The 22,427-nt window shown below is 60.6% G+C and carries 21 protein-coding genes; 8 read left to right on the top strand and 13 right to left on the bottom strand.

What is annotated here, in order from left to right:
• The first annotated feature begins 7 nt into the window (after positions 1-7).
• The 6 genes from pcaH (at position 8) to pcaC (ending at position 5,326) form a co-directional block, all read left to right on the top strand.
• On the top strand, positions 8-712 hold the full coding sequence (gene pcaH / locus BMZ46_RS05345) for a protocatechuate 3,4-dioxygenase subunit beta (protein ID WP_011332820.1): 705 nt from the start codon (positions 8-10) through the stop codon (positions 710-712).
• A 1-nt stretch (position 713) separates the two neighbouring features.
• Positions 714-1,280: a protocatechuate 3,4-dioxygenase subunit alpha gene (pcaG, locus tag BMZ46_RS05340; RefSeq protein ID WP_039771428.1), complete on the top strand. Its 567-nt coding sequence runs from the start codon at positions 714-716 to the stop codon at positions 1,278-1,280.
• Between the two features lie 130 nt (positions 1,281-1,410).
• The gene (locus BMZ46_RS05335; protein ID WP_039771430.1) at positions 1,411-2,706 is read left to right on the top strand and encodes an MFS family transporter; all 1,296 of its coding nucleotides are present in this window, start codon (positions 1,411-1,413) and stop codon (positions 2,704-2,706) included.
• Positions 2,707-2,752: 46 nt separating this feature from the next.
• A complete protein-coding gene (locus tag BMZ46_RS05330) occupies positions 2,753-4,117 on the top strand; it encodes a 3-carboxy-cis,cis-muconate cycloisomerase (protein WP_074691039.1) in 1,365 nt (454 codons plus the stop codon).
• Positions 4,118-4,129: 12 nt separating this feature from the next.
• Positions 4,130-4,921 carry a 3-oxoadipate enol-lactonase gene (pcaD, locus tag BMZ46_RS05325; RefSeq protein WP_074691040.1) on the top strand — a complete coding sequence of 264 codons (792 nt, stop codon included), beginning with the start codon at positions 4,130-4,132 and terminating at the stop codon, positions 4,919-4,921.
• A gap of 12 nt (positions 4,922-4,933) precedes the next feature.
• Complete coding sequence (pcaC, locus tag BMZ46_RS05320; protein ID WP_011332825.1) at positions 4,934-5,326, top strand: 4-carboxymuconolactone decarboxylase; 393 nt, start codon at positions 4,934-4,936, stop codon at positions 5,324-5,326.
• Positions 5,327-5,377: 51 nt separating this feature from the next.
• Here the strand turns inward: pcaC and BMZ46_RS05315 are convergent, their stop codons facing one another.
• From BMZ46_RS05315 to emhA, 7 genes are all read right to left on the bottom strand, one after another.
• The gene (locus BMZ46_RS05315; protein ID WP_074691041.1) at positions 5,378-6,196 is read right to left on the bottom strand and encodes a methyltransferase domain-containing protein; all 819 of its coding nucleotides are present in this window, start codon (positions 6,194-6,196) and stop codon (positions 5,378-5,380) included.
• 21 nt (positions 6,197-6,217) lie between these two features.
• Positions 6,218-6,574 (bottom strand): DUF1641 domain-containing protein, encoded by a 357-nt coding sequence (locus BMZ46_RS05310; protein ID WP_074691042.1) that lies wholly within the window; start codon positions 6,572-6,574, stop codon positions 6,218-6,220.
• 26 nt (positions 6,575-6,600) lie between these two features.
• A complete protein-coding gene (locus tag BMZ46_RS05305) occupies positions 6,601-7,791 on the bottom strand; it encodes an NAD(P)/FAD-dependent oxidoreductase (RefSeq protein WP_074691043.1) in 1,191 nt (396 codons plus the stop codon).
• A 184-nt stretch (positions 7,792-7,975) separates the two neighbouring features.
• Positions 7,976-9,235 (bottom strand): OprD family porin, encoded by a 1,260-nt coding sequence (locus BMZ46_RS05300; RefSeq protein WP_074691044.1) that lies wholly within the window; start codon positions 9,233-9,235, stop codon positions 7,976-7,978.
• A 289-nt stretch (positions 9,236-9,524) separates the two neighbouring features.
• Positions 9,525-10,985 (bottom strand): efflux RND transporter outer membrane subunit EmhC, encoded by a 1,461-nt coding sequence (gene emhC / locus BMZ46_RS05295; RefSeq protein WP_064593991.1) that lies wholly within the window; start codon positions 10,983-10,985, stop codon positions 9,525-9,527.
• Positions 10,982-14,146, bottom strand: coding sequence for an efflux RND transporter permease subunit EmhB (gene emhB / locus BMZ46_RS05290; RefSeq protein WP_039771443.1), 3,165 nt, complete (start codon positions 14,144-14,146; stop codon positions 10,982-10,984). The genes emhC and emhB overlap by 4 nt, the downstream gene beginning before the upstream one ends.
• Positions 14,147-14,149: 3 nt before the next feature.
• Complete coding sequence (emhA, locus tag BMZ46_RS05285) at positions 14,150-15,307, bottom strand: efflux RND transporter periplasmic adaptor subunit EmhA (protein ID WP_039771445.1); 1,158 nt, start codon at positions 15,305-15,307, stop codon at positions 14,150-14,152.
• 266 nt (positions 15,308-15,573) lie between these two features.
• Here emhA and BMZ46_RS05280 point away from each other — a divergent pair, with 266 nt between their 5' ends.
• Positions 15,574-16,206, top strand: a complete 633-nt coding sequence (locus BMZ46_RS05280) for a TetR family transcriptional regulator (RefSeq protein WP_039771446.1) — start codon at positions 15,574-15,576, stop codon at positions 16,204-16,206.
• Between the two features lie 436 nt (positions 16,207-16,642).
• Here the strand turns inward: BMZ46_RS05280 and BMZ46_RS28970 are convergent, their stop codons facing one another.
• The 4 genes from BMZ46_RS28970 to BMZ46_RS05265 all read right to left on the bottom strand — a co-directional run bounded on the left by BMZ46_RS28970 (position 16,643) and on the right by BMZ46_RS05265 (position 20,091).
• Positions 16,643-17,344, bottom strand: a complete 702-nt coding sequence (locus BMZ46_RS28970) for a hypothetical protein (protein WP_139184856.1) — start codon at positions 17,342-17,344, stop codon at positions 16,643-16,645.
• A gap of 165 nt (positions 17,345-17,509) precedes the next feature.
• Positions 17,510-18,559 carry an alkene reductase gene (locus BMZ46_RS05275; RefSeq protein WP_074691045.1) on the bottom strand — a complete coding sequence of 350 codons (1,050 nt, stop codon included), beginning with the start codon at positions 18,557-18,559 and terminating at the stop codon, positions 17,510-17,512.
• A 32-nt stretch (positions 18,560-18,591) separates the two neighbouring features.
• On the bottom strand, positions 18,592-19,755 hold the full coding sequence (locus BMZ46_RS05270) for an MFS transporter (RefSeq protein ID WP_011332833.1): 1,164 nt from the start codon (positions 19,753-19,755) through the stop codon (positions 18,592-18,594).
• A gap of 33 nt (positions 19,756-19,788) precedes the next feature.
• Entirely contained in the window at positions 19,789-20,091 is a 303-nt protein-coding gene (locus tag BMZ46_RS05265) for an ArsR/SmtB family transcription factor (protein ID WP_007957866.1), read from the bottom strand.
• A 171-nt stretch (positions 20,092-20,262) separates the two neighbouring features.
• Here BMZ46_RS05265 and BMZ46_RS05260 point away from each other — a divergent pair, with 171 nt between their 5' ends.
• Positions 20,263-20,835 carry an acyl carrier protein phosphodiesterase gene (locus BMZ46_RS05260; protein WP_039771450.1) on the top strand — a complete coding sequence of 191 codons (573 nt, stop codon included), beginning with the start codon at positions 20,263-20,265 and terminating at the stop codon, positions 20,833-20,835.
• A 14-nt stretch (positions 20,836-20,849) separates the two neighbouring features.
• Here the strand turns inward: BMZ46_RS05260 and BMZ46_RS05255 are convergent, their stop codons facing one another.
• A complete protein-coding gene (locus BMZ46_RS05255; protein ID WP_074691046.1) occupies positions 20,850-21,644 on the bottom strand; it encodes a lysophospholipid acyltransferase family protein in 795 nt (264 codons plus the stop codon).
• The gene (olsB, locus tag BMZ46_RS05250) at positions 21,644-22,399 is read right to left on the bottom strand and encodes an L-ornithine N(alpha)-acyltransferase (protein WP_007957877.1); all 756 of its coding nucleotides are present in this window, start codon (positions 22,397-22,399) and stop codon (positions 21,644-21,646) included. The genes BMZ46_RS05255 and olsB overlap by 1 nt, the downstream gene beginning before the upstream one ends.
• Between the last annotated feature and the right edge of the window lie 28 nt (positions 22,400-22,427).

The following is a 22,427-nucleotide window of genomic DNA, read 5'->3' as shown; positions in this document are numbered from 1 at the left end:
AAGCGAAATGACTGACAAGCCTGGTTACCGCCGCCCGCAGGAAGGCACCCAGCCGCCGTACCTGCACCCGACCTATCAATCCACCAATCTGCGCTCGCCGTCCAAGCCGTTGGTGTTTCTGCCGCATTCGCTGTCGGAAATCACCGGCCCGACCATCGGCGCCGAGCGTGTGGCCGATACCGACAACGATTTGACCGCCCAGCATCAGGGCGAACCGCTCGGTGAGCGGATCATCATTCACGGGCGTGTGCTCGACGAAGACGGTCTGCCGGTGCCGGGGATTCTGGTGGAGATCTGGCAGGCCAACGCCGCCGGTCGCTACAACCATGCCCGTGACCTGCACGACGCACCGCTGGATCCGAACTTCACCGGCACCGGCCGCACCGTGACCGACGCCGACGGCTGGTATCAGTTCCAGACCATCAAGCCCGGCGCCTATCCGTGGGGCAACCACCACAATGCCTGGCGTCCGGCCCATGTGCATTTCTCGCTGTTCGGGCCGAGCATCCTGACGCGCCTGGTCACGCAAATGTATTTCCCCGGCGACCCGCTGCTGGCCTACGACCCGATTTACAACTGCGTGCCGGACACCTCGGCCAAGGAACGCCTGATCGCCGCTTTCGATCTGGAAAAAACCATTCCGTCCTACGCCCTCGCTTATCGCTGGGACATCGTGCTGCGCGGCCGCGAAGCCACGCCGATGGAGAAATGAGATGACCCTGACTGCGACCACGTCCCACACCGTCGGGCCGTATTACCACATCGGCCTGACCTGGCTGAACCGTGAAAACCTCGCCAACGAACTGACCCTCGGCCAGCGCGTGGCGATCACCGGGCAAGTGGTGGACGGCAACGGCGATGTCGTCAACGACGCCATGCTCGAAGTCTGGCAGGCCAACGCCGCCGGCAAATATGACCACCCGGAAGACGAGCAGGCCAAACCGCTCGACCCGAATTTCGAAGGCTTCGGCCGGGTGCCGGTGGATGCGGAAGGGCGCTTTCGTTTCACCACCATCAAGCCGGGCACGGTCGAAGGCCTGAAAGGCTCGACCCAGGCGCCGCATCTGGTGGTGTTGGTGTTTGCGCGCGGGTTGGTGAAGCACTTGCTGACGCGGATTTACTTCGAGGGCGATCCGGCGAACGTCAATGATCCGCTGCTCGAATGCGTACCGGCCGAACGCCGCGATACGTTGCTGGCGAAGCCGGACGCGGCGGGTGTCTATCAGTGGAATGTGATCCTGCAGGGCACTGATGCCGAGACGGTGTTCTTCGATTACTGAACCGGATACTGATCGTTCCCACGCGGAGCGTGGGAACGATCAGAGATCGGGTCTGGTTGGTGATCCAATGCGGAACGGGACTGTTGCGAAGTGTGTCTAGACTCTCACTGTCCCTATCGAGTGAAAAACAATGACAACCCTCACCTCCCATTACACCGGTGAAGAGCGCAGCAAGCGCATCTTTGCCATTGTCGGCGCGTCGTCCGGCAACCTCGTCGAATGGTTCGACTTCTACGTCTACGCCTTCTGCGCGATCTATTTCGCCCCGGCGTTTTTCCCCTCCGACAACCCCACGGTGCAGTTGGTCAACACGGCAGGCGTATTCGCCGCCGGGTTCCTGATGCGACCGATCGGCGGCTGGATTTTCGGCCGGGTCGCGGACAAGCACGGGCGCAAGAACTCGATGCTGATCTCGATCCTGATGATGTGCTTCGGCTCGTTGCTGATCGCCTGTCTGCCGACCTACAAGGACATCGGCGTCTGGGCGCCGCTGCTGCTGTTGTTCGCGCGTCTGTTGCAAGGCCTGTCGGTGGGCGGTGAGTACGGCACCACCGCGACCTACATGAGCGAAGTCGCGCTCAAGGGCCAGCGCGGATTCTTCGCCTCGTTCCAGTACGTGACCCTGATCGGCGGGCAACTGCTGGCGGTGCTGCTGGTGGTGATCCTGCAACAGTTTCTGTCCGAAGAAGAGTTGCGTGCCTACGGCTGGCGGATTCCGTTCGTGGTCGGTGCGGCCGCCGCGCTGATTTCGCTGTTCCTGCGCCGCTCCCTGAAAGAAACCACCAGCAAGGAAATGCGCGAGAACAAGGACGCCGGCAGCATCCGTGCACTGTTCCGCGACCACAAGGCTGCGTTCATCACCGTGCTCGGCTACACCGCTGGCGGCTCGCTGATTTTCTACACCTTCACCACGTACATGCAGAAGTACCTGGTGAACACCGCCGGCATGCACGCCAAGACCGCCAGCTACATCATGACCGGCGCGCTGTTCCTGTACATGTGCATGCAGCCGCTGTTCGGCATGCTCGCCGACAAGATCGGCCGGCGTAACTCAATGCTCTGGTTCGGCGGCCTCGGCACGTTGTTCACAGTGCCGATCCTGCTCAGCCTGAAAAGTGTCGGCAGCCCGTTCCTGGCCTTTGTGCTGATTACCGTGGCGCTGGCGATCGTCAGTTTCTACACCTCGATCAGCGGTCTGGTGAAAGCCGAGATGTTCCCGCCGGAAGTCCGCGCCCTCGGCGTCGGCCTGGCCTATGCGGTGGCCAACGCGATTTTCGGCGGTTCGGCAGAATACGTGGCCCTGAGCCTCAAGGCTGGCGGAATGGAAAACGCGTTCTACTGGTATGTCACGATCATGATGGCCGTGGCGTTCCTGTTCAGCCTGCGCCTGCCCAAAGAAGCGAAGTATTTGCACCACGATCTTTAAACCGATGCGCGCGGGCCATAACGGCCCGCGCCGGCAAGGACTGTTTATGACTCAGCGACCGGGCAATCAGTTGTTCGATGCCTACTTTACTGCCCGCGATATGCGCGACGTGTTCTGCGATCAGGGCCGGGTGCAGGCGATGCTCGACTTCGAAGCGGCACTGGCCCGGGCCGAAGCACGCGTCGGGTTGATTCCGGCGGGTGCTGTCGCGTCGATCGAAAACGCCTGCCGCGCCGGGCTGTTTGATTTCGCAGCACTGGGCGAGGCGATTGCCACGGCCGGCAATTCGGCGATTCCGCTGGTCAAGGCCTTGGGCAAACAGATCGCCGCGACCGATGCCGAAGCCGAGCGCTACGTGCATCTGGGCGCCACCAGCCAGGACGTGATGGATTCCGGGTTGGTGCTGCAATTGCGTCAGGCGCTGGAATTGATTGAAAGGGAGCTGGCGCAACTGGCTGACTCCCTCGCCACTCAGGCGCCGCGCCACGCCGCGACGCCGCTGGCCGGACGTACCTGGCTGCAACATGCGACGCCGGTGACGCTCGGCATGAAGATCGCCGGTTGGCTCGGTGCGATCACGCGCAGCCGTCAGCGTCTGCGCGAGCTCAAACCGCGACTGCTGGTGCTGCAATTCGGCGGCGCGTCCGGCACCCTCGCGGCGCTCGGCGAACAGGCGTTGCCGATCGCCCGGGCGCTGGCCGAAGAACTGAATCTGACCCTGCCGGAACAACCCTGGCACACCCAGCGCGATCGCATCGTCGAGTTCGGCGCGGTGCTCGGTCTGATCGCCGGCAGCCTCGGCAAATTCGGCCGCGACATCAGCCTGTTGATGCAGACCGAAGCGGCGGAAGTGTTTGAGCCGTCGGCGCCGGGCAAGGGCGGTTCCTCGACCATGCCGCACAAACGTAATCCGGTGGGCGCGGCGGTGTTGATCGGTGCGGCGACCCGCGTGCCGGGGCTGGTCTCGACGCTGTTCAGCGCCATGCCCCAGGAACACGAACGCAGCCTCGGTTTGTGGCACGCCGAATGGGAAACCCTGCCGGAAATCTGCTGCCTGGTGTCGGGCGCGCTGCAACAGGCGCGGCTGCTGGCCGACGGTCTGGAGGTCGATGCCGCGCGCATGGCCCGCAACCTGGAACTGACTCAAGGCCTGGTGCTGGCCGAAGCGGTGAGCATCGTGCTCGCGCAACGGGTCGGCCGCGACACTGCGCATCATCTGATCGAACAATGCTGCAAACGAGCGGTGGCCGAACAGCGCCATCTGCGAGCGGTCCTCGGTGACGAACCGCAGGTGACCGCCGAACTGAGCGCAACCGAACTGGATCATCTGCTCGATCCCGCCCATTACCTCGGTCAGGCGCAAGTCTGGGTCGAGCGGGCAGTGGCCGAACACAACGCATTGTCTGACTGAAAGGAGAGGGCTGTGGCTTTCGTTCAACTCGCCAATGGCGAACTGCATTACACATTGGAAGGCCCGGTCGATGCGCCGGTGCTGGTGCTCTCGAACTCGCTGGGCACCGACCTGCACATGTGGGACGTGCAGATGCCGGCCTTCACCGAACATTTTCGCGTGCTGCGTTTCGATACTCGCGGGCACGGCCAGTCGCTGGTGACGCCGGGCCCTTACAGCATCGAGCAACTGGGCCGCGACGTGCTGGCGTTGCTGGATGCGCTGCACATTGAACGCGCGCATTTCTGCGGTCTGTCGATGGGCGGCCTGATCGGCCAGTGGCTGGGGATCAACGCCGGCCAGCGGCTGAACAAACTGATCGTTTGCAACACCGCGGCAAAAATCGGCGATCCGTCGGTGTGGAACCCGCGCATCGAAACCGTGCTGCGTGACGGCCCGGCGGCGATGGTCGCGTTGCGTGATGCATCGATTGCCCGCTGGTTTACTCCGGACTTTTCGGCAGCCAACCCGGCAGCCGCGAAGCAGATCACCGACATGCTGGCCGCGACCCATCCTGAAGGTTACGCCGCCAACTGCGCAGCGGTGCGCGATGCGGATTTCCGCGAGCAGTTGGCGTCGATCACGGTGCCGCTGCTGGTAATCGCCGGTACCGAAGATGCGGTGACGCCACCGTCCGGCGGGCACTTCATCCAGGAGCATGTGCGCGATGCCGAGTACGCCGAGTTTTATGCGGCGCACCTTTCCAACGTTCAGGCCGGCGACGCGTTCAGCGACCGTGTGCTGACATTCCTGCTGGCTGACTGAAGGAGGATTTTCGTGGACGAGAAACAACGTTACGACGACGGCATGCAAGTGCGCCGCGCGGTGCTTGGCGACGCTCATGTCGATCGCAGCCTGACCACGCTGACCGAGTTCAACTCGGAGTTCCAGGAGATGATCACCCGTCACGCCTGGGGCGACATCTGGACCCGCCCGGGCCTGCCACGCCACACCCGCAGCCTGATCACCATCGCCATGCTGATCGGCATGAACCGCGAAGGTGAACTGAAGTTGCATCTGCGGGCGGCGGCAAACAATGGCGTAAGTCGCGGCGAGATCAAGGAAGTGATCATGCAGAGCGCGATCTACTGCGGGATTCCGGCGGCGAATGCGACCTTTCATCTGGCCGAGTCGGTGTGGGATGAGCTGGGTACCGAATCCCGCGAGTGATCGTTGAACTCAAGGGATCGCAGTCTTCAACTGGCTGCGATCCTTTGAAAATCACACCTTGGCGACAATGAAAATCCGCTTGAACGCAAACAACGTATGGCCATTTTCCTCCTGCGGATAGTGCGTATGCACCCGCATCAGGTAGTGATAAATGAAGCGCGCCTGTTCCTCTGACGTCAGCCCCTGCATCACCGGCCGCAGCGCCGACACCTTCACCCAGTCATAAACCGGCGATTTACCGTCGACCACCTGCAACTGCTCGGTTTCCCAAATATCCAGTGACTGGGTCAGCGGGGCCAGCAACCGGTAGTAATCCTCCAGCGACAACAACGGCCGCGCGGCCATGCGCTGGCGCAATTGTGCAGTGCCGATGGGGCGACCGCAGGGACCGGCGTCGTTGAGAGTGTCGAGCATCAGCTGATACCACAGCGCATCACGCCAGTCCGGCATGTGCGCGGCCAGACAACCGCCGGGGTTGAGGTGGCGAAGCAGTCCCGGCAACAGCGTTTGATGGTCATCGATGAAATGCAGCACGGCGGCGGCGAACAACAGGTCGGCCGGCTTGCGGGGTTTCCAGTGCTGCAGTTCGGCGTGTTGCCAGCGCGCCTTGATCGGCAGGCAACGGGCGACCTCAAGCATGTCTTTCGAACTGTCGATGCCTTTGATATCTGCCTGCGGCCAGCGATCGGCCAGAACCTTGGTGGCAATCCCGGTGCCGCAACCGAGGTCATAAATGCGCTGAGGATTGTCCAGGTCTACGCGGCCGAGCAATTCATCGACCGGTTGTTGCCTGAGACGGGAAAACTGCTGGTACGCCCGGGCATCCCAGTCAGAGCAGGGCTTGCCCGGCGTTTCGAGTTTTACGCTCATGAGGTGATCCTCTCTGGCGAGTTAAAGTTGTCTTCCGATGACGTTGAGCGCTTTCAGGACAACGGCTACTCCTTTGCGTGTATCGCTGTCGTTCAACAGTTTGAGCAGTGCAACGGCGCTTGGTGCCTGGTGGTGCGCCGCGACTTCAGCCTTCGCCAGACGCAGAGCATTGGCCATCTCCCAACTGCCGGCTGCCGCCTGTTCGACCAGCAAGGACAGCTTCTCCACCATGGCTTCGTCCAACAGGTCGACCAGATCCGACAGCAGGGACAGCAGGTCGACAATGTTTTCCAGCCGTCCACCGTCGATCAACGGTTCCAGTCTGGCCATCAGGGCGGTGTAGCCGGGTGTGGCCGACAGGGCTTCAGACTCTTTCATCAGCAATCACTCCTCCCTGTGCAGGGTCAAAGCATTCCACGGGCCACCGCCCAGTACAGACCGCGATTGAAGCTGTTGCGCAGCAGACCCCCGAGTTTGGTCGGTGGCGTCGGCAGTACGTCACGGCTGTAGTCGTACCAAAGCGGCATTCCGGCATTCAGGCCCATTTGCGCAACGGCCTGAACGCGACCGTCATAGGCACTGATGGGGTGCCCCAGACGGATTTCGGCGGCGATGTTGTTGGCGATCACCGGTGCCTGGTTATGGCAGGCTCCACCGGCCTTGCTCACCGGCAGGTCAACGGTGTCGCCGATCACGTAGACCCCTTTCAGTCCATAGACTTGCAGGGTTTCGTGGTTGGTCGGCAACCAGCCTTCGTTGTTGGGTGCCTGGGAAATTCCGGACTCCAGCACCGCATCCACGGCGCGGATCGGCGGGGTTGCCATCAGGATGTCGAACGGTTCGTCCGCGCCTTCATGGGAGTAGGCGATTTTTGCGTCGGGATCGACTTTGCTCAGAGTGAAACCGCGCCGATACTGGATGCCCGCTTTGTCGAAAATGCCCGGCAGGATCTCTCCGGTCGGGCGTTGCAGGAACAGACAGTTGCGCAACAGCTGGGCGGTAGTCGGGTAGGTGTAGATGATCTCCACGTTCTTGCGAACACCACGACGGCACAGAAAATCATGCAGCATGAGTGTCGTTTCTACCGGAGCAATACCGCATTGGTGCGGCACATTGGGAGTCTGCGGAAAAGACACGGTAATGAAAATCCGACCTTTTTCAATCGTGCTCAGACGTTGCGCCAGTTGGCGCGCCGGTTCGTATTGATAGAAATGGTCGCCGGCCTCTTTCAACCCTTCGATGCGTTCCGGAGCGGGCACACAACCGGTGGCGATGACCAGAAAGTCGTAGGCAAAAAACTTGCCGCTATGGGTTTTGAGGCGTTGGTTGTTGAAGTCGAACCGTATGACCTTTTCAACCTGAAAGTCGATTTCAGGTCGCAACAACGAGCGTTCCGGGCGTTTGAGTTCTTCTTTGAAGAACAGGTTGAACGCCACGTACATGAACGCAGGTTTGTAGTAATGATCGGGGGATTCCGACAGGAGGATGATCGAGACTTCGTCGCGCAGGATTTCGGGATACAGCTTGCCGACCAGTTGATTGGCCAGCATGGTTCCGCCTACACCGCCACCGACGATCACTATTCGCTTTTTCATACCTGACCTCCATGGTCAAGGTGTGCTTCGCGTACGGCATCCGGAGATAACGGAAGGTAAATGACTCCTACTGCAGGCTGGAGAATAAAAAGTACCGCTTAAATGTAACCGGGTCTTGGTGGCTTGCCAGACTCAAATGACCAGCGGTCAAAGACGGCGCTCGTCGGGAGCGCCGTTTTCACAGTCACAGCAAACTGATCGGATAACTGATAATCAGGCGGTTCTCGTCGAACTCGTTGTTGCTGAAGTCGCGGCGCATGGTCGAGTTGCGCCATCTGACGTTCAGGTTCTTCAGCGCGCCGCTCTGCACGGTGTAGCCCAGTTCCGATTCGCGGCCCCATTCCTTGCCGTCGGTAATGGTTCCTGTGTGCACGTTGTCGCCGCTGATGTAACGGTTCATCAGGGTCAGGCCAGGGATGCCCAGGGCAACGAAGTTGTAGTCGTGGCGGACCTGCCAGGAGCGTTCCTGAGCGTTGTCGTAGCTGGCGTTGTAGCTGTCGTTGGCCAGGGTGCCGCCGCTGGTGCCGTTGACGCGCATCCAGGCGCTGTCGCCGGTGAGTTTCTGCAGGCCGACGTAGAAGGTGTGGCCACCGTATTTTGCGGAGAACAGGCCTGACCAGGTCTTGTTGTCGAGTTCGCCGGCGCGGGCACTGCCGTCGTCCTTGCCATAGAAGAAACCGAGGTTGGCCCCCAGGGTCCAGTCGCCGAGCGGCTGGCTGTGGATCAAGTTGACGTATTGCTGGCTGTAGATGTCTTTGAGTTCAGCGTTCCACAGGCCGATCTGGGTGCGCTTGTCGTTGAACACGTATTCGCCGCCCTGAAAGTTGAAGCGATCGGAAGTGAACGCGGCTTTGCCGGTCATCGACATGTCGCTCATGCTGCTGTCGTCGCGCGGGCTGTTGGCGCGGAACTGGCCGCCGTAGAGGGTCAGGCCGTCGATTTCCTTCGAGGTGATCTGGCCGCCGCGAAAGGTCTGCGGCAGCGAGCGGCCGTCGTCCGAACGCAGGATCGGCAGCACCGGCATCCACTCGCCGACCTTCACTTCGGTTTGCGACAGCTTGGCTTTGAACGCGACGTTGGTGCGGCCGAAGTTGTCCGCCGGGCGTCCGTCATGATCCAGCGGCAACAGTTGCGTGCCGCCGGTGCCTTTGCCGCCATCGAGCTTCACCGAGTACAACCCCAGCACATCCAGACCGAACCCGACGGTGCCCTGGGTGAAACCGGATTTGGCGTCGAGGATGAAGTTCTGCGTCCACTCTTCAGCCTTGCCCTGAGCCTTGGTCGGGTTGGTGAAGTTGCGGTTGATGTAGAAGTTGCGCAGGTTCAGGTTGACCTTGGCCCCGTCGATAAAACCGGCTTCTTCAGCCGCAGCGGGCAGCGCGATGCCGGCCAGGGCGAGGGCGATCAGACCGGGAAGTGCGTAGGGCGCAGGGGAGGTTGTCATGGGCTCGGGTCTCTCTTGTTTTTTTGGGGCAAACGGGGGCGCTGCGGCCGTTTTTCAAGGCGCAGACATTCGATGGATTCAGAGGCGAAGCGGCGGCGATCAGCCGGGAGGAGCAGGGCGCGGGAGCATGGTGTCGAACCTGTTGTTATTGGTTTTGTGGCTCGAATGGTGCGGGGCGCGGGCGAGGCGATTCAATCGGCGAAAGTGAAATTTGGGCGATTATCGAACGCAAGATTTGCGGGCAACAAAAAGCCCACCAAACGGTGGGCTTTTTGTATTCAGCAGATGATCAGAACAACTTCATCTTCGGCGCTTCTTCTTTGAGCGGCTCGTTCTGCGCGGTCTGCGCATTCCAGCCACCGCCCAAGGCCTTGTACAGGTTGACCGCACTGGTCAGCTGCGCGAGGCGGTCGGTGATCAGCGATTGTTGCGCGCTGAACAGCTGACGCTGGGCATCGAGGAAGGTCAGGTTGCTGTCGACGCCAATACGATAGCGACGCTCGGCGAGGCGGTAGTAATCCTGGTTCGCCTGAACGAAGTCCCGCTGGGCCTGCAACTGCTCGGTGTAGGTCTGGCGCGCGGCCAGGCCGTCGGCGACTTCCTGGAAGGCCGTTTGAATGGACTTCTCGTAGTTCGCCACGCCAATGTCCTTCTGGATCTTGGCGTAGTCGAGGCTGGCGCGCAGGCTGCCGGCGTTGAAGATCGGCAGGTTGATCTGCGGCTGGAACAGCCACGTGCCCGAACCACCCTTGAACAGGCCGGACAGGTCCGGGCTCAGGCTGCCCGCGTTGGCGGTCAGGCTGATGCTCGGGAAGAACGCTGCACGGGCCGCGCCGATGTTGGCGTTGGCGGCCTTCAGGTTGTACTCGGCCTGCAGGATGTCCGGACGACGTTGCAGCAGATCCGACGGCAGACCGGCCGGTACGTCGGCCAGCAGGTCATCCGACAGCGGCTTGGCCGCTTGCAGGTTGGCCGGTATGCCGGTGCCGAGCAGCAGGGTCAGGCTGTTTTCGTCCTGGGCGACCTGGCGGGTGTAACGCGCCAGTTGTGCCCGGGCGTTTTCCACCGAGGTGCGTGACTGCGCCAGGTCCAGCGCCGAGGCCACACCGACTTCGTTGCTGCGACTGGTCAGCTTGTAGCTTTCCTCGAAGGCACCGAGGGTGTCCTGCGTCAGCTTCAGCAGTTCCTTGTCGGCCTGCCAGGTCAGGTAGGCGTTGGCCACGCTGGCCACCAGGCTGATCTGGGTGCTGCGGCGCGCTTCTTCGGTGGCGAAGTATTGTTGCAGCGCTTGTTCGCTCAAGCTGCGAACCCGACCGAACAGGTCGAGTTCGTAGGCGCTGATGCCGACGGTAGCGGAGTAGGAACTGCTGATGGCCGCTTCACCAGTCTGCGACGCACGGGCCGGAACCCGCTGACGACTGCCGCTGGCGTTGGCCGACACGGCCGGGAACAGGTCGGCGCGCTGGATGCGGTATTGAGCCGCGTAGGCGTCGATGTTCAGCGCCGCGACACGCAGGTCGCGGTTGTTTTCCAGGGCGACCTGGATCAGCTGCTGCAGGGCCGGGTCATGGAAAAACTGCTTCCAACCCTGTTCGGCAGCGGCCTGCGCCGGTGCCTGGGCCGGCGAGTACGCCGGGCCCTGCGGGTATTGGCCCGCCACCGGTGCTTGCGGCTGCTGATAATCCGGTATCAGCGAGCAACCGCTCAGCACGAAGGCGGCGACTGCGATGGAGAGTAGCGACTTGCTCATTGGCCAGCCTCTTTAGGAGTTTCTATGGCGTCATCCTTGCCGGCGTTTTTGCGCTGACCCATGGACGACACAGTGACGAAGAACAGTGGAACCCAGAATATCGCCAGGATCGTCGCGGTGAGCATACCGCCAATCACGCCGGTACCGATCGCGTGTTGACTGCCCGAGCCTGCGCCGGTGGAGATAGCCAACGGTACAACACCGAGGACGAAGGCCAGCGACGTCATGATGATCGGTCGCAGACGCATGCGGCAGGCTTCAATCGCCGCATCGCGCAGACTGCGTCCCTGCTCGTGCAATTCCTTGGCGAACTCGACGATCAGAATGGCGTTTTTAGCCGCCAGACCGATGGTCGTCAACAGACCCACCTGGAAGTACACGTCGTTCGACAGACCGCGCAGGCTGGTGGCCATCAGCGCACCGATGATCCCCAGCGGAACCACGAGCATGACCGCGATCGGAATCGACCAGCTTTCATACAGCGCCGCCAGACACAGGAACACCATCAGCAGCGACAGGGCGTACAGCGCCGGAGCCTGCGAACCGGACAGTCGTTCTTCGTACGACAGACCGGTCCACGAGATACCCACACCGGCCGGCAGTTTCTTGGCAATCGCCTCGACTTCGGCCATCGCTTCACCGGTGGAGTAACCCGGCGCCGGGGCACCGAGGATCTCGACCGCTTCAACGCCGTTGTAACGCGCCAGCTTCGGCGAACCGTAGATCCACTCGCCCTTGGCGAACGCGGAGAACGGAACCATGGTGCCGGCGGCGTTGCGTACGTACCACTTCTTCAGGTCTTCCGGGCTCATTCGCGAGTCTGGCCGGCCCTGCACGTACACCTTCTTCACCCGACCGCGGTCGATGAAGTCGTTGACGTAGCTACTGCCCAGCGCAATCGACAGGGTGTTGTTGATGTCGGAGATGGTGATGCCCAGGGCACTGGCCTTCTCGTCATCGATTTCCAGCTGGAACTGCGGTTCATCGTTCAGACCGTTCGGACGGACCTGCGTGAGCACCTTGCTCTGCGCGGCCATGCCGAGGAACTGGTTGCGTGCAGCCATCAACTTCTCGTGACCGATACCGGCGCGGTCCTGCAGGAACACGTCGAAACCGGTGGCGTTACCCAGCTCCAGTACTGCCGGCGGGGCGAAGGCGAACACCATCGCATCGCGGAAGCTGAAGAAGTGCTGCTGGGCGCGGGCGGCGAGTTTGAACACGCTGTTGTCGGCGTTACGTTCGTCCCACGGCTTGAGCATGATGAACGCCATACCCGAGCTCTGGCCACGGCCGGCGAAGTTGAAGCCGGTCACGGTGAACACCGAGGCTACTGCGTCGCCTTCACCGCCGTCCTTGGTCGGACGCAGCAGGAATTCACGCATTTCATCCACCACCACCTGAGTACGCTGGGCACTGGAACCGGCTGGTGTCTGCACCTGGGCGAACAGAACGCCTTGGTCTTCTTCCGGCAGGAACGCGGTCGGGATGCGGGTGAACAGCCAGATCATGCCGACCACGATCAGCAGGTACGCCAGCAGATACGGCGCCTTGCGCGACAACATGTTGCCAACACCGCGCTCGTAGCTGTTGACGCCACGGTCGAAGTTGCGGTTGAACCAGCCGAAGAAACCTTTTTTCGGCGTGCCGTGCTCACCGTGCGGAATCGCCTTGAGCATGGTGGCGCACAGCGCCGGGGTGAAGATCAGCGCGACCAGTACCGACAGCGCCATGGCCGACACGATGGTGATCGAGAACTGCTTGTAGATCACACCGGTGGAGCCGCTGAAGAATGCCATCGGCAGCAACACCGCCGACAGCACCAGGGCGATACCGACCAGGGCGCCCTGGATCTGGCCCATGGATTTTTTGGTCGCTTCCTTCGGTGACAAGCCTTCTTCGCTCATCACCCGCTCGACGTTTTCCACCACGACAATGGCGTCGTCCACCAGCAAGCCGATGGCCAGCACCATGCCGAACATGGTCAGGGTGTTGATGCTGAAACCGGCCGCTGCGAGGATGCCGAACGTACCGAGCAATACCACCGGCACGGTCATCGTGGTGATGACGGTGGCGCGGAAGTTCTGCAGGAACAGGAACATCACCAGGAACACCAGCGCAATCGCTTCGACCAGGGTGTGAACCACGCCTTTGATCGACTCGGTCACCACCGGGGTGGTGTCGTACGGGAACACCACTTCCATGCCTTGCGGGAAGAACGGCTTGAGGTCGTCAATCGTCTTGCGCAGTGCCTTGGCGGTGTCGAGGGCGTTGGCGCCGTTGGCCAGTTTTACCGCCAGACCGGACGCCGGGCTGCCGTTGAACTGGGCGCTGATCGCATAGTTCTCGCCACCCAGGCCGACGTCGGCGACGTCTTTCAGACGGACCTGAGAGCCATCCTTGTTGACCTTGAGCAGAATCTCTTTGAACTGCTCGGCGGTCTGCAGACGGGTCTTGCCGATGATCGTGGCGTTCAGCTGCTGGCCCTGCACGGCAGGCAAGCCACCGAGCTGACCGGACGACACCTGGACGTTCTGCGCCGCAATCGCGGTTTTCACGTCGACCGGGGTCAGGTTGAAGTTGTTCAACTTGGCCGGGTCGAGCCAGATGCGCATTGCGTACTGGGCACCGAAGACCTGGAAGTCACCGACACCGGCGGTCCGCGAGATCGGGTCCTGCATGTTCGACACGATGTAGTTGGACAGGTCGTCCTTGGTCATGCTGCCGTCACGCGACACCACGCCGATCACCAGCAGGAAGTTCTTCACTGCCTTGGTCACGCGGATACCCTGTTGCTGCACTTCTTGCGGCAGCAGCGGGGTGGCCAGGTTCAGCTTGTTCTGGACCTGGACCTGCGCGGTGTCGGAGTTGGTGCCTTGCTCGAAGGTCGCGGTGATGGTCATGCTGCCGTCGGAGTTACTTTCCGAGGACACATAACGCAGGTTGTCGATACCGTTGAGCTGCTGCTCGATCACTTGCACCACGGTGTCCTGAACCGTCTGTGCCGAAGCACCCGGGTAGGTCACGGAGATTGCAATGGCCGGTGGCGCAATGCTCGGGTACTGGTTGATTGGCAGTTTCAGGATCGAAAGTGCCCCGACCAGCATGATCACCAGGGCAATTACCCAGGCGAAAATCGGACGGTCGATGAAAAATTTTGACATGGATTACTCCCCTTTGCCGCCGGCGGCTTTGTCAGCTGCCTGAGCGGGGGCCGGGTTCTTCTTGCCGACGTTGGTCGCTTCGGTCGGTTTGACCTCAACACCCGGTTTGACGAATTGCAGCCCTTCGGTGATCAGACGATCTCCGGCCTTCAGGCCGTCTTCGATCAGCCACTGGCTGCCGACGGTGCGGCTGGCCTTGAGCTGACGCAGCTCGACCTTGTTGTCCGGACCGACGACCAGCGCAGTCGGGGTGCCCTTGAGGTCGCGGGTCACGCCTTGCTGCGGTGCGAGGATCGCGGCGCTGTTCACACCGGCCTGCAACTGCGCGTGGACGAACATGCCCGGCAGCAAAGTGTGGTCGGGGTTCGGGAACACGGCGCGCAGGGTCACGGAACCGGTGGTCTGGTCGACCGACACTTCGGAGAATTCAAGCTTACCGTCGAGTTTGTACTGGCTGCCGTCTTCGAGGGTCAGCTTGACCGCAGCGGCGTTGTCGCCGGCCTTCTGCAGACGACCGCTTTCCAGTTCGCGGCGCAGTTCCAGTAGTTCCACCGAGGACTGGGTGACGTCGACGTAGATCGGATCCAGTTGCTGGATCACGGCCATCGCATCGGTCTGGCCGCTGCTGACCAGCGCGCCTTCGGTCACCGAAGAGCGGCCGATACGACCGGAGATCGGTGCGTAGACCTTGGTGTAACGCACGTTGATCTGCGCGCTCTGCAGCGACGCTTCCGATTGCAGGCGGTTGGCCACGGCGGTGTCGTATTCCTGACGGCTGACAGCCTGTTCGTCGACCAGTTGCTTGTAGCGGTCGGAGATCGACTTGGTCGAACGCAGGTTGGCTTCGGCGCTTTTCAGGGTCGCTTCATAGACCGACGGATCGATCTGATACAGCTGCTGGCCGGCTTTGACATCGCCGCCTTCCTTGAACAGACGCTTGAGAATGATGCCGTTTACCTGTGGACGAACTTCGGCAATTCGGAACGCGCTGGTGCGGCCCGGCAGTTCGGAAGTCAGGGTAAAGGCTTGTGGTTGCAGGGTGACGACGCCGACCTGAGGAGGTGGTGCGGCGGGAGCCGCCTCTTCCTTTTTACATCCGCTGAGCAGCGATGCCAGGGCGACGGCAGTGACCAGAGCGGTAACAGCTGGCTTGAATTGCATGAAGATCCTCGGGTCAGGCGCGCGAAAAGCGCACAAGAAGTGTGGAAGGGTAAAAAAGGGTTACCGGGTGGATAAGTAGCTTGCTAATGAATATACTTACGTTCATGGTTGTTTGTAAACACCTTGGCGTCGTATCCACCCTGTTACAAAAGTCGTCGCAAGGTCTGAAATTGTAGGCCGGGGAGCCGATCCGCGAGAGATCGACCCTTTTTTATTCAGCGGATATTCAGCCATCCCTGAAACATCCTGTTTGAGGTTTTACTGCCATGGTCCGTCGTACCAAAGAGGAAGCTCAGGAAACGCGCAGCCAGATTCTCGAAGCGGCCGAGAAAGCCTTCTATGAGCGGGGCGTGGCGCGCACGACGTTGTCGGATATCGCGACCCTGGCGGGGGTGACGCGAGGTGCCATCTACTGGCACTTCAGCAACAAGGCAGATCTGTTGCAAGCCATGCTCGATACTCTGCATGAGCCGCTGGACGAACTGGCCAAGGCCAGCGAAAGCGAGGACGAACCTGATCCACTGGGCTGCATGCGCCAATTGCTGATTCATTTGTTTCATAAAGTTGCACTGGATCCGAAGACCCGGCGTATCAACGAAATTCTGTTTCATAAGTGCGAGTTCACCGATGAAATGTGCGATCTGCGTCAGCAGCGCCGGACCGCCAGCCTCGATTGCAATGTGCGGATCGCGCTGACATTGAGTAATGCGGTCAATCGTGGGCAGTTGCCGGCGGACCTCGACACCGCCCGGGCAGCCATCAGCATTCACGCCTATATCGACGGCCTCCTTTATGGATGGCTCCTGGCGCCGGACAGCTTCGATCTGTACGCCGAGGCGGAGCGTTGGGTCGATACCGGGCTGGACATGCTGCGCTGGAGCCCCAGCCTGCGCAAATGAAACAAAATTCGTTATTGGTCCGTGGGTGTCAACCGTGATGTTGAAAATGAACGGTGCTTCACGCACGGTGCGGTAATGGGCTGCTTTTATATACGCACGTTCACTTGATTGACAGATTGCTAGCTCAGTATTTTGTAGGAATTTTGTGTCTGGAATGTGAGAGAGGGTAAGTGCCAGACAATCAATCCTGACGTGATCCCCTATTGGAGCTGCGTCAGGCCTACGATAAACAAAAAAGCCCCGACTCTTTTGAGTCCAGGGCTTTTTTCGTATTTCTGTAATTGACGAATACTGTCGGTAGTCGATGTGGCCGACCGTGGAGCATCCTTGAGTGCATACCGCTTTACGATCAAAGGGATCTTTTTACTTGAATGGTTGCGAACTAAGTAATCTCGGTTCACAACAGCCCAATAATTGGTTATACGGGCGGTCGTGCTTAACCTAAGTTGATCACTATGGCATAGCTGTAAGGACGAGCGGACTGGTGCCGGGTTATATGAGATTTGACGGTGAGTGGTTCTTTACCAATAGAACGAACGTTATGTTCGCGGTTGGGGATTATTTTCGTGTCAAAGGCGAACGGTTCATAGGGAGCCGTTAACTTTACTGAGGTTGTGAAATGAAAGGCTTGCTTTTCACCGGAGCAAGTAAACGCATGTCCGACGGGAGTTGATCTTCGCCGTTTCGCCCCACCAGAAAGCGCTGGAGGCGTACTGCGTAGTATGAACTGCATGTATTGCCAAGGGTGGATGACCAGATCCTCTCCTTGGAGTCCACTGGTATCCCAGCTGCATTGAGTGAGTGAAAATGTTTCCGAAGTTCCATTGTAAATATTGATTAGAATACTGTTATTGCCTTCGTGTTTAATCGTATTCCAGGTTTTTTCTTCCTGTTGTTGAGCTTTTTTGATAACGGTTTGAAATTCGTCTTCAAGTTCTAAGTGAGTAGTAGTCTTGTTGTGTTCGTCGTCGGTGATGTTGGAAAGTACAGTGCTTAAAATACTGGCGGCGACTGGATTAATTAAATAGGTTGAGCTTGATAAAATGGAAGTTAAAATAGTGTTTTCAAATGTTTTGATTTGAGTTTCTTCATGGTTGTTTTCGTCTTTTGAAATGGTGTCGTTTGTTGTGTCATTCATGACGGTTTCTCTTTTTGTTTAGTTGGAGGATGCGAAAATAACAGTACCAAAGTCGAAGTGCATGCGATCTATGTAATGGTTTATTTCGCAAGTAGTCGCCCTCCTGATAAACAAAAAGCCCCGGCTCTTGCGAGTCCGGGGCTTTTAAATTGCAAGGCGTAGTGATTACAACGTTGGGTAGTCGATGTAGCCGACCGGGCCCTTGCCGTAGAACAGCTCTGGCCGCGGTTCGTTCAGCGGAGCATCGGCCTTCAGACGGGCCGGCAGATCCGGGTTGGCAATGAACGGGATGCCGAATGCCACGGCGTCAGCCTTGCCCTCGGCCAGCCATGCGTTGGCGCTGTCCTTGGTGAAGCGCTCATTGGCAATGTAGGCGCCGCCGAAGGCTTCCTTCAGTTGTGGGCCGAGGCTGTCGGCACCTTCTTTCTCGCGGGAGCAGATGAAGGCGATGCCACGCTTGCCCAGTTCGCGAGCGACGTAGGTGAAGGTCTCGGCCAGGTTGTCGTCGCCCATGTCATGGGAGTCGGCACGCGGTGCCAGGTGTACGCCGACACGACCGGCGCCCCAGACTTCGATCGCCGCGTCGGTCACTTCCAGTAGCAGGCGGGCACGGTTTTCCAGGGAGCCGCCGTAGTTGTCGGTGCGCTGGTTGGTGCTGCTTTGCAGGAACTGGTCGAGCAGGTAGCCGTTGGCGCCGTGGATTTCCACGCCGTCGAAACCCGCCGCCTTGGCGTTTTCCGCGCCGACGCGGTAGGCGTCGACGATGTCGGCGATTTCAGCGGTTTCCAGCGCACGCGGGGTTGGGTAATCGGCCAGAGGGCGAACCAGACTTACATGGCCTTTAGGCTGGATGGCGCTCGGTGCAACCGGTGTTTCGCCGTTCAGGTACGACGGGTGGGAGATCCGGCCGACGTGCCACAGTTGCAGGACGATCTTGCCGCCGGCGGCGTGAACGGCCTTGGTCACGTTGGTCCAGCCGCGCACCTGGTCGTTGGACCAGATGCCCGGGGTGTCCGGGTAGCCGACGCCCATCGGGGTCACCGAAGTGGCTTCGCTGAGGATCAGGCCGGCCGAGGCGCGTTGTACGTAATACTCGGCCATCAGCGCGTTCGGTACGCGGCCTTCGTCGGCGCGGCAGCGGGTCAGCGGCGCCATGATGATGCGGTTGGACAGCTCGAGGTCGCCCAGTTTGATCGGATCGAAAATTGTTGCCATGAGATACAACCCTCGTGAGGTAAGTGAGTGAATCAGTTAGCGGTGGCCAGCTCGGGATTGCCGTTCTGGCGGAATGTGATCAGGGTCACCAGCAGCGCGAGGACCGCCAGCGCAGCAGCGGCGAGAGGCACGCTGGTCAGGCCGTAGCCGTGGGCGATGACGCTGCCGCCGACCCAGGCACCGAGGGCGTTGCCGACGTTGAAGGCGCCGATGTTCAGGGTCGACACCAGGTTCGGTGCGGCCTGGCCGTAGGTCACGACGTTCACTTGCAGAGCCGGCACGGCGGCGAAACACGCGGTAGCCCAGAGGAACAGGGTGATTTCGGTGGGGATCAGGGCGATGCTGGTCCAGGTCAGGACGGTGGAGGTCACGGCCATGGCGATGAACACGCCGATCAGCGTCGCGGCGAGGCCCTTGTCGGCCAGTTTGCCGCCGATGATGTTGCCGACGGTCAGGCCCAGGCCGATGAGCATCAGGGTCCAGGTCACGCCACGGGGCGAGACGCCGGTGACATCGCCCAGCAATGGAGCGACGTAAGTGAACAGGGTGAATACCGAGGCGGCGAACAGCGCGGTCATGCTCAGCGACAGCCAGATGCCGGCGCCCTTGAGGGCGGCCAGTTCGGCACGCATGTCGAGTTTTTCTTCGTCACGCTTGGCCGGCAGGAAGCGGATCAGGCCGATCAGCGCGATCACCCCGATCACGGTCACTGCCCAGAAGGTTGAGCGCCAGCCGGCTTCCTGACCGAGGGCGGTGCCCAGCGGTACACCCAGCACGTTGGCCAGGGTCAGGCCGGTGAACATCAGGGCCACGGCCGAGGCGCGCTTGTTCGGTGCCACCAGGTTGGCCGCCACCACCGAGCCGATGCCGAAGAACGCACCGTGGCAGAGGGCGGTAACCACTCGGGCGAACATCAGCACGTTGTAATCAGTGGCGATGGCGCAGAGCAGGTTGCCGATAATGAAGATGCCCATCAGCGTTACCAGTGCAGCCTTGCGCGGCAGTTTTGCAGTGGCCATTGCCATGAACGGTGCACCAATCGCCACGCCCAGGGCGTAGCCGGTCACCAGCCAGCCGGCACCGGGAATCGACACGCCGAGGTCAGCCGCCACATTGGGCAGCAGGCCCATGATGACGAACTCGGTGGTGCCGATGGCGAAGGCGCTCAAGGCGAGTATGAGTAGCGAGAGGGGCATCGTTTAATCCTTTTGGCTGGCTGACGTTAAGGGTCAGAGCTCTTTGCTGAGGGTGCTGAGGAACGCCTGGATCACGTCCTCGTTGCGTTTGAAAAAGTGCCACTGGCCGGCCTTCTGGCTGCTGATCAGCCCGGCCCGTTGCAGGGTGGCCAGGTGGGCGGAGACGGTCGACTGCGACAGGCCGCAGCGTTGATCGATCTGCCCGGCGCAGATGCCGTACTCGTGGTTGTGGATCTGTTCCGGAAACTGGGCTTTCGGGTCTTTCAGCCAGTTGAGGATGTCTCGCCGTACTGGGTGTGCCAGGGCTTTTATTATTTCGTCGAGGTCAATGTTCATGGCTGGGTGCTCGTGATGTGTGTAGCGCTATATCGCGATGAGGCGAACTTTATATCGGTACTTCGCGATACACCAATATGAATTTGATCTGATGACCGCATAAATCGGTATATCGGGTTATAACGATATGTGAGGTGTAAACAATTGCGGGCGCGGTGCTAAGCTGCGCCCATGAACTATCTCGCACATTTACACCTCGGTGGCCAGCGCCCCGGTCAACTGCTCGGCAGTCTGTATGGCGATTTCGTCAAAGGGCGGCTGCAAGGGCAGTTCGAGCCGGAGATCGAAGCGGCGATTGCCCTGCATCGACAGATCGACGTGTTCACTGATCGCCATCCATTGGTGGACGCTTCACTGGCGCGGTTTTCGACGACTCGCCGCCGTTACGCGGGCATCGTTCTCGACGTGTTTTTCGACCATTGCCTGGCGCGGGACTGGACGCAGTACGCCGACCGTCCGTTGGGCCAATTCACCACCGACGTTTACCGCGTGCTGTCCAGCGAGCGGCAATTGCCCGAGCGCCTGGCGAAGATCGCCCCGCACATGGTCGCCAATGACTGGTTGGGCTCGTATCAGGAGTTCGAAGTGCTGGAGCAGGTGTTGCGTGGAATCTCCCGGCGCCTGACCCGACCCGAAGAGCTGGCGGGGGCGATGGAGGAGTTGCGGCGGTTGTATGAGCCGTTGAGCGAGGACTTTCGTTTGTTCTACCCACAGCTGCAGGACTTTGCCGGCCGGCAGCTGTAGATAGATGTCGCCGATCAGGCCGCTATCAGATCGCGGGCATGTTGTGCTTCGACCGGTTTGAGCACATCACCGAACAAGGCTTTCTGCACCGCTTGCTGGGCCTCGTACGCCAATGCCGCGCGCTCCCGACCGTGGCAGGCAATCGGCTTGAGCAGATGGATTTCGACATCGCCGCAGTCGTTGCTGAACAGGCGCATCAGGTGCGACAGCAGATCATCGTCACCAATGAACGGCGCCAGCGAATCGATCTTGCCGTCGCGCAGGTAACGGATCGCCACTGGTTGCAGCATCACCTCGGAATCAATCGCCGCCGACAACAGGCGACCATGAAAGGTGCGCAGCGAACGGCCATCGGTGGTGGTGCCTTCCGGGAACATCAGCAGCGGATGAGCGGTTTGCAGGTGACGGGTCATCTGCTTGCGGATCAACTGGCTGTCGCCCGATCCGCGACGGATGAACAGGCTGCCGGCCTTCGCCGCGAGCCAACCGGCCACCGGCCAGGTGCGTACTTCGGCCTTGGACAGAAACGACAGCGGCGTGAGCATCCCGAGCAGCGGAATGTCGGTCCACGAAACATGGTTGCTGACCCACAGCATCGGCTGCTTCGGCAGCTCACCATGCACGGTCACGCGAAAGGGCAGGGCATTGCTCAAACGCGCCATGAAAAACCGCGACCAGCGCTGCCGACGCTCCATCGAATGGGCCAGCCCCAGACGTTCGAATAATCCGAAGACACTGGCCATGCTCAACCCCAGTGTCACCACCAGCAGCACTCGCGCGATCCGCGCGTACACCCGCAGCCGGCTCATTACACGGCCGCCTTGAAGTGCTTGGCGTAGCGCGGGCAGAGTTCGTCGCGCTTGAGCAGGATGAACACGTCGGCGACCTGGAAGTCTTCGTCCCAGCACGGCTCGCCGCAGATCTTCGCACCCAGGCGCATGTAGGCCTTGAGCAGCGGCGGCATTTCGGCGATCACGTTCGACGGAATGTCGAGGCTTGGCAGCGGATTCTTCGGTTCGGCGCGCAGGTGTTCGGTGCACAGATAACGCTCGCGCAGGCGCTGCATGATCGCGTGGGCCTGCACGCCGCCGTCCTGCATCGGGATGCTCGCGCAACCCATCAGGTAGCTGTAGCCGCCCTGATTGAGGACTTCGGCCAGTTCGCCCCAAAGCACAGCGATGGTGCCGCCGTTGCGGTAGGCCGGGTCGACGCAGGTGCGGCCGATTTCCAGGATCGGGCCTTGCAGACCGGCGAGGCCGTGCAGGCTGAATTCTTCTTCGCTGTAGAACTTGCCCAGGCTGCTGGCGGCGGTGTGATCGAGCAAACGGGTGGTCGCCACCAGGCGGCCGGTGTTCAGGTCACGCACGCCGATGTGGCTGCAGTGAACATCATAGTCATCCATGTCCAGACCTAGCTCCGCGCCATTCAGCTTGGCGTTGAACTCGCCGCTGAACACGTTGAAGCGCAAGGCCTGGGCTTGCTGCAAAGCCTCGGCGCCGATCAGGCGTTCGGCTTGCAGGCGGCGTTCATTGCCGGTGTCGCTGATGCGGGCGATCTGAGTCATGTGAATCTCCGTACGGGCCTTGAACCCG

The organism is Pseudomonas sp. NFIX49 (assembly GCF_900115915.1).
Taxonomy (GTDB): domain Bacteria; phylum Pseudomonadota; class Gammaproteobacteria; order Pseudomonadales; family Pseudomonadaceae; genus Aquipseudomonas; species Aquipseudomonas pharyngis.
Note: the sequence above shows the minus strand (reverse complement) of the source record. Positions and strands in the feature narration are given on the sequence as shown.

Coding starts and splice junctions, on each gene's coding strand:
- pcaH (WP_011332820.1), top strand. CDS start 8: ATGACTGACAAGCCTGGTTACCGCCGCCCGCAGGAAGGCACCCAGCCG.
- pcaG (WP_039771428.1), top strand. CDS start 714: ATGACCCTGACTGCGACCACGTCCCACACCGTCGGGCCGTATTACCAC.
- BMZ46_RS05335 (WP_039771430.1), top strand. CDS start 1,411: ATGACAACCCTCACCTCCCATTACACCGGTGAAGAGCGCAGCAAGCGC.
- BMZ46_RS05330 (WP_074691039.1), top strand. CDS start 2,753: ATGACTCAGCGACCGGGCAATCAGTTGTTCGATGCCTACTTTACTGCC.
- BMZ46_RS05315 (WP_074691041.1), bottom strand. CDS start 6,196: ATGAGCGTAAAACTCGAAACGCCGGGCAAGCCCTGCTCTGACTGGGAT.
- BMZ46_RS05310 (WP_074691042.1), bottom strand. CDS start 6,574: ATGAAAGAGTCTGAAGCCCTGTCGGCCACACCCGGCTACACCGCCCTG.
- BMZ46_RS05305 (WP_074691043.1), bottom strand. CDS start 7,791: ATGAAAAAGCGAATAGTGATCGTCGGTGGCGGTGTAGGCGGAACCATG.
- BMZ46_RS05300 (WP_074691044.1), bottom strand. CDS start 9,235: ATGACAACCTCCCCTGCGCCCTACGCACTTCCCGGTCTGATCGCCCTC.
- emhC (WP_064593991.1), bottom strand. CDS start 10,985: ATGAGCAAGTCGCTACTCTCCATCGCAGTCGCCGCCTTCGTGCTGAGC.
- emhB (WP_039771443.1), bottom strand. CDS start 14,146: ATGTCAAAATTTTTCATCGACCGTCCGATTTTCGCCTGGGTAATTGCC.
- emhA (WP_039771445.1), bottom strand. CDS start 15,307: ATGCAATTCAAGCCAGCTGTTACCGCTCTGGTCACTGCCGTCGCCCTG.
- BMZ46_RS05280 (WP_039771446.1), top strand. CDS start 15,574: ATGGTCCGTCGTACCAAAGAGGAAGCTCAGGAAACGCGCAGCCAGATT.
- BMZ46_RS28970 (WP_139184856.1), bottom strand. CDS start 17,344: ATGAATGACACAACAAACGACACCATTTCAAAAGACGAAAACAACCAT.
- BMZ46_RS05275 (WP_074691045.1), bottom strand. CDS start 18,559: ATGGCAACAATTTTCGATCCGATCAAACTGGGCGACCTCGAGCTGTCC.
- BMZ46_RS05270 (WP_011332833.1), bottom strand. CDS start 19,755: ATGCCCCTCTCGCTACTCATACTCGCCTTGAGCGCCTTCGCCATCGGC.
- BMZ46_RS05265 (WP_007957866.1), bottom strand. CDS start 20,091: ATGAACATTGACCTCGACGAAATAATAAAAGCCCTGGCACACCCAGTA.
- BMZ46_RS05260 (WP_039771450.1), top strand. CDS start 20,263: ATGAACTATCTCGCACATTTACACCTCGGTGGCCAGCGCCCCGGTCAA.
- BMZ46_RS05255 (WP_074691046.1), bottom strand. CDS start 21,644: ATGAGCCGGCTGCGGGTGTACGCGCGGATCGCGCGAGTGCTGCTGGTG.
- olsB (WP_007957877.1), bottom strand. CDS start 22,399: ATGACTCAGATCGCCCGCATCAGCGACACCGGCAATGAACGCCGCCTG.